The 7,928-nt window shown below is 56.8% G+C and carries 5 protein-coding genes and 1 riboswitch; all 5 genes read right to left on the bottom strand.

Features of this window, described 5'->3' with window-relative positions:
* On the bottom strand, positions 1 to 3,816 hold a 3,816-nt coding region (locus tag EL26_RS06470), incomplete at its 3' end, for an OmpL47-type beta-barrel domain-containing protein (RefSeq protein ID WP_038085818.1).
* 94 nt (positions 3,817 to 3,910) lie between these two features.
* Positions 3,911 to 4,001, bottom strand: a riboswitch (cyclic di-GMP riboswitch).
* A gap of 264 nt (positions 4,002 to 4,265) precedes the next feature.
* Entirely contained in the window at positions 4,266 to 4,928 is a 663-nt protein-coding gene (locus tag EL26_RS06465) for a PspA/IM30 family protein (RefSeq protein ID WP_038085816.1), read from the bottom strand.
* A gap of 1 nt (position 4,929) precedes the next feature.
* A complete protein-coding gene (locus EL26_RS06460; RefSeq protein ID WP_052036064.1) occupies positions 4,930 to 5,547 on the bottom strand; it encodes a hypothetical protein in 618 nt (205 codons plus the stop codon).
* A 242-nt stretch (positions 5,548 to 5,789) separates the two neighbouring features.
* Positions 5,790 to 7,172, bottom strand: a complete 1,383-nt coding sequence (locus EL26_RS06450; protein WP_052036063.1) for a sensor histidine kinase — start codon at positions 7,170 to 7,172, stop codon at positions 5,790 to 5,792.
* Complete coding sequence (locus EL26_RS06445) at positions 7,162 to 7,836, bottom strand: response regulator transcription factor (protein ID WP_038085811.1); 675 nt, start codon at positions 7,834 to 7,836, stop codon at positions 7,162 to 7,164. The genes EL26_RS06450 and EL26_RS06445 overlap by 11 nt, the downstream gene beginning before the upstream one ends.
* Positions 7,837 to 7,928 lie beyond the last annotated feature (92 nt).

Here is a 7,928-nt window from a genome sequence, read left to right as displayed (position 1 = left end):
GGAGTAGTAGGTTTTCGCCACGCCGGACCCTGCGTCGGTTGCGGTCAGGGCAACCGTTACGTCAGCGTTCGACCAATCCTTGGTTGCAGCGGCCGTGGTGACCGGTGCGGTTTTGTCGATTTTGACGTAGATGGTTTTCGCGGTTTCCGTGTTGCCGACTTTGTCCGTGGAGTAGTAGGAGACTTTGTTGATGCCTTCCGCACTGACGGTGACCGAGTTGCTTTGGACATACGCGCCGTCGTTCAGAGAAACGAACGTTTTGTCGACGCCGGTGTCGTTGTCGGTTGCCGACAGCGTGACGGTGACCGGAGTTTGGTTCGTCCAATCAGCCGGAGCGCTCGCCGTGGTAACCGGCGGTACGGTGTCGTTGATCAGTTTGACGAACGTGACGTTCGACGGAACCGATTCACCAAACGAGTTGGAGTACGACGTGACAACATAGTTATGGTTCGCATACGGCAAGTTGGTCAACGTGTAGGAGAGCGCGTTGAGGTTCTGCTTCACGAGAACTTGTTTGCCGTCGACGATTTCATAGATGTTGTAGCCGTTTGCGTAGGTGACGAAGCCCCACGAGAGCGTTGCAGACGAGGTGCTCAGCACTTTCGCGGTCACAACCGGAGCTTGCATGACCGGGTAGACGATCGTCATGGTCTCGCGGTTGGACGGTTGGGATTCTCCGAAGCGCGTGGCAAACGCCGTGACTTCATAGGAGAACGTGTCTTGCGCCAAGTTGTAGATCGTATAGGTCAGCGCCGTACCTTTGTAGAGCTGGGTCTTGCTGCCGTCCTTGTTGACTTGGTACACGCGGTACTCGTTCGCCCACTGCACCGATTTCCAGGTCAGGGTCACGTTGTTCGCGTTCACGACCGAAGAAGTCAGAGTCGGCGGCGCAACGACCGGCCAGACCAGCTGGAAGTTCAACGTGCTTCCCTCCGGCGATTCACCGAAGCGGGTCGACACGGAGTGCACTTCAAACGTGTAGTTGCCTTCCGGTTGGTTCGTCAGCGTCAAGGAAACCGCCGTCGTATTCTTGACGAGGGTTTTGACCCCGCCGGAAACTTGGTAGACGTTGTAAGAGTTCGCATACGTCGATGCGTTCCATTTCAAGACGATGTCGTTGCCGTTGGTGATGCTTTGCGTGAAGTTTGCCGGCGCTTGCATCGTCGGGAACACCAGCGAGAGGGACACTTGGCTTCCGTCCATCGATTCGCCGAAGCGGTCGCTGTAAGAAAACACTGCGTAGGTGTAATCACCCGCCGGTTGGTTGGTGAACGTGTACGTAGTGCCGGTCACGGTTTTTTGCAGAACCGGTACACCGTCTTGGATCAAGTAGATGTTGTACGCCGTCGCATAGGTGGCGGCGGTCCATTTCAACTGGATGTCGTTGCCGTTGACGATGGTTTGCGTCAAGCCCATCGGCGGTTGCATCGTCGTCGCGTCGAGCGTCACCGTTACCGTGCTTCCGGTGACCGATTCGCCGAAGCGGGTGCTCGCCGTGTGTACGGAGTAAACGTGATCGCCTGCGGAGACTTTGCTAAGCGTTGCCGTCAAGCCCGTGACCGTGGTCTTCAAGACTTCTTGTCCACCGATCACTTCATAGATTTTGTAGGAGTTGGCGTACGTCGCAGCCGACCAAGTCAACACGACATCGTTGCCGTTTTGAATCTTGGAGGTCAGGTTCGTCGGAGAGAGAACCGTCGGCAGCGTCAAGGTGAAGTTCGTTACCGCCGCTTCCGATTCGCCCAACGTGCTGGAAACCGCCGTTACGAGGTAATCGTACACCCCGCCCGGCTGGTTCGTGAAGGAGATCGACGTGCCGGTGACCGTTTTCAGCAGAACGTTCTGCCCGTCCACCACTTGGTAGACTTTGTAGCTCGTTGCGTATTGTGCAGCGGTCCATTTCAACGTGATGTCGTTGCCGTTGGTCACGGTGTACGTCAAGTTGGTCGGAGCCGGTTGCGTTTGGTCGGTCAGGGTGAACGTCAGAGTGGTTCCTTCCGCCGATTCGCCGAAGCGGGAAGAGTACGAGTGCACTTCAAAGGTGTAATCGCCCGGCGTCATGTTGGTGTAAGAAACGCTCGTGGTGGAAACGGTGGATTTCAGGACTTTCTGACCGTTGGTGACCTGGTAGACTTTGTAGCTCGTCGCATTCGCGGCCGGGTCCCAGTTCAACTTGAACGAAGTCGCGCTGGTGACCGATTGCACGACGTTGGCCGGAGCTGCCATCACCGGGAGCACGAGGGTCAGTTGAACCGTGCTGAATTCCGTCGATTCGCCAAAACGGGTCGAGAACGAATGAATTTCATAGGTGTAATCTCCCGCCGGCATGTTGCTGTACGTGACAGTCAGCGAACTCGTGGTGGTTTTCAAGACCTTCTGATCGCCAATCACTTGGTAGATCTTGTACGACGTTGCGTTGGGCACGGAAGCCCACGACAAGTTGAGATCGTTGCCGTTGGTGATGTTGTACGCGAATTCTTGCGGAGCGGTCATCGTCGGAGTCGTCACCGTCACGGTGACTGTGCTTCCATCCGTCGACTCGCCGAAGCGGTCGCTGTACGAGTGAATCTCATAGGTGATATCGCCCGCCGGCTGGTTGGTGAACGACGTCGATGTCGTCGTTGCGCCCGTCACCGTTTTGATCAACGTGTTCTGACCGTTTGCGACTTGGTAGATTTTATACCCGGACGCATTCGGAACGGTTGTCCAGCTCAAGTTGACGTCGTTGATGTTCGACAGGGTGGCTTTGAAGTTGGCCGGAGCCGTCATCACCGGCAGAACCAGCGTGAAGCTGACTTGCGAAGAGTCTGCCGATTCGCCAAAGCGGTCGCCGTACGAAGTCACAACGTACGCGTAGTCGCCCGCCGGCTGGTTGGTGAACGTGACACTGGTCGTGGTGACCGTCTTTTGCAAAACTTTTTGACCGTTGATCACTTGGTAGACGTTGTAACCCGTCGCGTATTGCGAGGCGCTCCACGTCAACACGATGTCGTTGCCGTTTTGCACTTTGTACGCGAAGTTGCCGGGCGGCAACTGGGTCGTCTCGCCCAAGTCGACTTTGGTCGTCACGGAGATCGGCGATTCCCCGTACAGCGTGTTCACCGCAGAAACAGCGTAGGTGTAAGATCCTGCCGGCTGTTGCGCGAACGTGTACGTGGTCTTGCCCGAAACGGAAGTCACCAGCGTGGTGCTCCCATCCGCCGCTACTTGATAGATGTTGTACGAAGTTGCATATTGCGACGCCGCCCAGTTCAGGACGATGTCATTTGCATTTTGCACTTTGTACGTCAGAGTAGCGGGTGCCTCCATCTTGGGGTACGTGATCGTGACCGAAACCGGTGCGTTCGGACCGGACTCGCCGTCGGAACCATTCGTCGTCACCACGTACTGATAATCGCCTTCCTTCAAGCCCGGGAAGGTGTACGTAGTTGCGGTCGTGGTCGCCAACCGTTGCAATTGGCCGTCGATGATGCCGTAAACATTGTAACCCGTAGCCCCGAAGACGGAACTCCAAGTCAATTTTACGGTGTCAGGAGTCGTCAGAGCAGCGGCCAAGTTGCTCGGCGGCAACAAGGCGCCGGTCGTTGCGGCGCTAAGCGAGGAAGTCGTGGCGCTTGCGGAACTGAGTCCCGAAGGTTTCGTTTCCGGGTTCGTACCCGTCTCCGGAACGGAGATCCCTCCCGACCCGATTCCTCCAAGAATCGGCGTCGTGTCAGGATCGGTCGCTGCCATTGCGTTTACCATAGGAAACACGAGCTGGAACACAAGCAGCAGCGAAGCAACCAGAGACAGTTTGCTGCAAAAGCGTTTTCCCATGTGCAGTCCATCCTTTCTCGTGAAAAAGGGGGACAAGAGGCCATAAAAAATGAACCTCTTAATACAGGTTCATAGACAGAAAACTATGAATCCCTGTGGCAACCGGCTGCCATCCACAACTTGCGTCATGGTCCAGGCCCTTGGCTTTGCGTCTCATGGTTTCCCATGATTTGCCCTTTTCACTTGGTGATTTTGAATACAATTCCATCATATTACTTAAATGAAATGTTGTGAATATGCGACATTTCCTGTCTTTTTGATTCCATGGTCTCACCCATATAGGGCAAAAGTCACTGTTTTTGTTATAGGTATAAAACCCTATAACATTACAAGATAAAAAGCTCAAAAAAAAGCCCTCGCGCTTGTTCGAGGGCTTTTTTCTCTCAATTGTCTGCTAACGTAGAAGGCTGCTAACGGAGAAAGCTTCAGGAGTATGGAAGGACTTAAGTTTAGGCTTCTTGAGACGCTTTGAGCTTGGCGAGTTCGGCTTCGACTTTGTCTTGCAGTTCGGAGTCCGCGCCGAACGTGTTCAGTTTGACGTAGTTGTTGCGGGCGCGCTGGCTCGCTTCGGCGTTCGCTTCCATCCACGCCACTCGCTCTTCCATGCGTGCAAACCCGCGTACGGCGCTTTCGGTGTCGATGGAGTTCAGCGTGCAAGTGAGGGCGTGCGACGTTTTGGCAGCTTGGGCGCGGGCGAGGAGCACGCGTTTCTTCGCTTGCATGTCGGAGTACTTTTCTTGAAGGTCGCGCAGTTGGTTGTTCAGTGTTTCGGAATGGGTCGCCAGCGCTTCCAACTGTTGTTCGTAGGCGGCAAGTCGGGCTTCCAGTTGGATTTTTTCTTGGAGGGCGACTTTGGCGATCTCTTCGTCACCGGTTTCCACGGCGAGTTGCGCTTGGCGGGCGCGTTTGGCGATCAGGGCTTTGGTGTCGGTCACGAGGCTTACATGGCGGTTTTCCAGCACGACTTGGTGCGCGATGGCGCGCTCGGCGTTGGAGATTTCCACTTCCACGTCGCGCAGGTATTGCTTGAGGAGCGCCACCGGGTTTTCCAACTTGTCCAATCCTTCGTGCACGGTGGAGACGACGATGTCGCGAATGCGTTTGAAGATCATGTTATTCTTCCTCCTTGGGGTTGTCGTTTTGGTTGGTTTTCTGATTGGCTTTTTGGTTGAGTTCGCGGCGGGTTTTGGCTTCCCATGCATCGAGAGAGTCCACCGCGCTCGACGTGTAGGTTTGTTCGGCGACGAATTCGGATTGATACGTCGCCACGCTGCGGCGGCGGCGGTAGAAGCGCCAGAGCAGGTAGAGCACGGCGGCCGGGATGATGAGGAACAGCGCCATCATCAACAGCGGCAACAGGGTGATGAAGATCACCCAACCGCCGATCACTTTGCCGGTGCGTCCCGCACGCTTCCAAAGCTGTACGCCGATGAAGAGCAAGAGCAAATCACCGATCAGAGCGGCGATTTTGGCTGCTCCGAACTCGCGGTGCCCGCGCTGTTCGTTGCGGAAATCGCCTTGGCGCATTTCGTTTCGCGGCTGGAAGTGGTTGTGGTTGCGGTCGCCGTAGGTTTGCTGGACTTGCTGATGTTGGGCGTATCCGCGTTCGTTTGCGCCGTACTTCCAATTTCCGTGCGCGTGGCCGAACGTCAGCATCCCCGCGACCGCCAGCACCAGCGCCGCCGCCCCCAGCCACAGGGTCGCGCGCCAGAACTTCGAGGTGCGATTCATCGTGTGTCACTCCCTTCTGTCTTGGTTCTGAAGTCAGTGTACGAGCCCAGCATGAAAGCAAAATGAAAGTGGACAAGCGTTCACGAACTGGACACAGCGAATGAAAAAACGATGAAAACCCTTCGAAAACAGCACCAAAAAGCGCCCTGAGACTTCACGCTGGACGATAGAAAAATGCGTCAGGACTCCGGCCCCGGGCAAAAGAAAAAGCGCCCGGAAGTCGGCTCCGGACGCTTGCTTTTTTACTTGCGCAGGGGGAAGCGCGCCGTGAACGTGCTCCCCTCCCCCGGTTTGCTCTGCACGGAGATTGTGCCGTGGTGCGCTTCGACGATCCACTTGGCGATCGCAAGCCCGATGCCCGTCCCGCCGGTCGCCCGCGAACGGGCTTCTTCCACGCGGTAAAACCGCTCAAACACCCGCTCCTGCTCTCCTTCGGGAATCCCGATGCCCGTATCCGTGACGCTCAAGACGCACGCCCGACTCTCGCCTTGCACCTTCACGGTGACCGTGCCGCCCTCCGGCGTGAACTTCAAAGCGTTGTCGAGCAAGATGGCCAGCAACTGTTTGATCCGCTCACCGTCGCCAAGCATAGAAAGCGCGGGCGGGGTTTCGAGCGCGAGTTCGATCTTGCGCTCCATCGCGAGCGTTTGCCGCAGCCGCACGACTTGCTCGGCGGTGTCGGCGAGGTCGAACGTTTGCTCATACAAATCCACTTCGCCTGAGTCGGAGCGCGCGAGTGTGAGCAGATCGGAGACGAGCTTGCTCATGCTCTGCACTTCGTCTTTCATATCGGCGAAGACTTGTTTCGAATAGTCGGAGAGATTCTCGCCGTCCTCCAACTCGATCACGTCAAACGACGACTTCAACACGGTCAGCGGCGTGCGCAATTCATGCGACGCGTCGGCGACGAACTGCTGTTGCCGCTGGTACGACAACTTGATCGGCACCATCGCCCTCGCGGCCATCCGCTGCCCGAAGAATGCGACGAGCAGCCCGAACGCACCGACGAGGATCAGCAAGACTTTGATCAACTCTTTGAACGTTTCCCAATACGTCGTGATATCGTTGCCGACGTACAACATCCCCGCCAATTTCCCGTTGCGGTAGACCGAACGGCCGCCGATCAACAATTCCAAATTGTCACCGTGGCGAAACGCTTGGTGAATCGTCACCCAGCGGACTTCCCCTGTTTTCGGAGCCCACGAAGAGAGCGTCCGCAAAATCGGCTTGCGCAACTCCGGCATCCGGTCCTGCTGGACGAGCGGATTCCCGTCGGCATCGACAACATACAGAAAAAACTGCCGACTCCCGGCCGTCGAGTTGCTGTCGGGGAGCGTGCCCCCGCCCTCCGGCAAGTGTTGCAGCACATCTTGGTAGAGCGTCGCCGATTCGTCGGTCAACGTCTGCACTTGCCGGATCTGCTCTTGGGAGTTCTCAAAAAACAGCACCGCCGATACGATTCCCGTGAAGACGAGCAAGATCAAGATCAGCATGCCGCTGTACGTCACCGTCAACCGCAAGCGAATGCGGGTAAACGGGTCGAGCGGCCACCACTTGCGCCGCAGATTCCCGAGGCGTTCTCGGAAACGCCGGATGGGAAGGCGACGGATGCCCTTAAAGTTCAAGTTTGTACCCGATGCCGCGCACGCTTTTGATCAAAGTGTCGCCGTCGGGCGGGTCGATTTTTTTGCGGAGCAGTTTGACGGTGGCGTCGATGGCGTTCTTCGTGACGTCGCTGTCAAAGCCCCAGACCCGGTCGAGGATCACTTCGCGCGGCAGCACATGGCCGCGGTTTTGCAACAGCAAATCGAGCAGCTGAAACTCGCGCGGCGACAGTTGCACGAGCACGCCGTCCCGAGACACGGTGTGCTCCGAGCGGTTCACGACAAGCCCCGGCAGCGTCATCACGTCCGTTTGCAGCGGCGCAAACGAACGGCGGCCAAGCGCCCGGATGCGGGCTTGCAACTCCTCGAATTCAAACGGCTTCACGAGGTAGTCGTCCGCTCCGGCGTCCAGTCCTTGCACGCGGTCATGGACGGTGTCTTTCGCCGTCAGCATGAGAATCGCGCCCGCATAGCCGTCGCGGCGCAAGCGGCGGCAAACTTCCAGACCGTCCGTTTGCGGCATCATCCAGTCGAGGATGACCACGTCGTAGGCGGCGGCTTTGGCGTATTCGTAGGCGTCGTCGCCGGATTGCACCCAGTCGACGCGATGGTTTTCTTTTTTTGACAACAGATGTGTGACCAGCTGTCCAAGCCTGCGGTCGTCTTCTGCGAGCAGTATGTTCATATCAAATCACCCGTTTTCAGGTTACCAGAGTTTGATGAATTTGGCGTGAAAGAATACAGGGGTAGGAAACCGCAATCACGATGTGCTCACCC

The organism is Tumebacillus flagellatus (genome assembly GCF_000714935.1).
Taxonomy (GTDB): domain Bacteria; phylum Bacillota; class Bacilli; order Tumebacillales; family Tumebacillaceae; genus Tumebacillus; species Tumebacillus flagellatus.
This window is presented reverse-complemented; position numbering and strand designations above follow the sequence as displayed.